Annotated in this window: 1 protein-coding gene; it reads left to right on the forward strand. The window is 45.9% G+C overall.

Annotation, left to right across the window (positions count from 1 at the left end; genetic code table 11):
- Positions 1-139: 139 nt before the first annotated feature.
- A partial coding sequence (locus KNQ13_RS15680) for an IS1182 family transposase (RefSeq protein WP_251135820.1) occupies positions 140-1,578 on the forward strand: 1,439 nt, incomplete at its 3' end.

Raw genomic sequence — 1,578 nt, forward strand, 5'->3', positions numbered from 1 at the left:
GCATCGCGCCGCATCGCTTCGCTGCTGGGTCGCTCCTGCTTGTTTTTCCCTAGGAAGCGATTTCGAGCGAACAAACGCTTTTTCTTTCACGCTTCCGGGTATACAACTAGCATAGATATTCGAAAGAGGAGGAATTCTTATGATGGGAAAAAGAGGCCAACATCATCGTTCTGAGAACATCACCATCACATTGGAACAATTGGTCCCGCAGGACCATCTCGTTCGAAAAGTAGATCAGGTCATGGACTTTGAATTCATCTATCCTTTAGTAGAGAAACTGTATTGTGAAAATAACGGAAGACCCAGTATCGATCCTGTTTTATTGATTAAGATGGCGCTTCTCCAATACTTGTTTGGTATTCCATCGATGCGTCGGACCATCAAGGAGATTGAGACGAACGTCGCATATCGGTGGTTTCTCGGAATCGGACTGGATGAGAAAGTGCCTCATTTCTCTACTTTCGGAAAAAATTACGTCCGGCGGTTTCAGGACACGGATGTGTTCGAAACCATCTTTTATCGTATCCTCTCACAAGGTGTCGAAGCTGGGTTCGTGGACCCTTCGGTCCTATTCATGGATTCCACACACATCAAGGCGAACGCAAATAAACGGAAGTTCAAGAAGAAAAAGATTGTCCGTCGCGCTATCCAACAGTATAAAGAAGAACTCGACCTGGAAGTCAACGAGGATCGGGTACTGCATGGAAAAAAGCCCTTCGCCCCCAAGGAGAGCCGTCTTGAAACACGCGAAATCAAGGAAAGTACAACAGATCCCGAGAGTGGTTACTACGTGAAGGGGGAACGTGAACGACTATTCGCTTATTCTTGTCATACAGCTTGTGATCGAAACGGATTCGTACTTGGATTGATCCTCACACCTGGAAATGTACATGATAGTAAAATGCTTGAACCTCTTCTTGAATCCGTCACTCATCATTTCAATCAGCCCTTCGCCGTCGTAGCCGATTCTGCTTACAAGACAGTCCAGCTCGCACATCATCTCCTTCAACGAAACATCTTACCGGTTTTTCCTTATACACGCCCCAGAGGGGTGAAGGGAATGTTCAAAACGAAAGACTTCTATTACGACGAATACTATGACTGTTATTTGTGTCCCGACAATCAAGTTCTTCGTTATCGGACGACCAATCGAGAGGGGCATCGGGAATACGTCTCTGACCCAACGATCTGTGCGTCGTGCTCTTTTCTTTCACAGTGCACGAAGAGCCAAGAGAATAAAAAAATGATCCTACGCCATATCTGGCAGGAAGCAATGGATGAGGTGGAGCATTTGCGGCATACTTCTGTGAACCGGGCATTGTATCGAAAACGACAGGAGACCATCGAACGTGTCTTCGCAGATGCAAAAGAAAAGCATGGCATGCGTTGGGCCCGATATCGTGGTCTGAAAAAAACAACGCTACAAGCGATGCTTACTTTTAGTGCCCTGAACCTCAAAAAATTGGCGAACTGGTCATGGGATTCCGGTGGGAATCCTTGTTTTCAACATCACTTTTTACGACTACATAAGACAAACCCTCATTTCAACGTTGAAATGAGGGTTTGTCTACGATCTGA

This window comes from Exiguobacterium sp. s128 (genome assembly GCF_018618815.1).
Taxonomy (GTDB): Bacteria; Bacillota; Bacilli; order Exiguobacteriales; family Exiguobacteriaceae; genus Exiguobacterium_A; species Exiguobacterium_A antarcticum.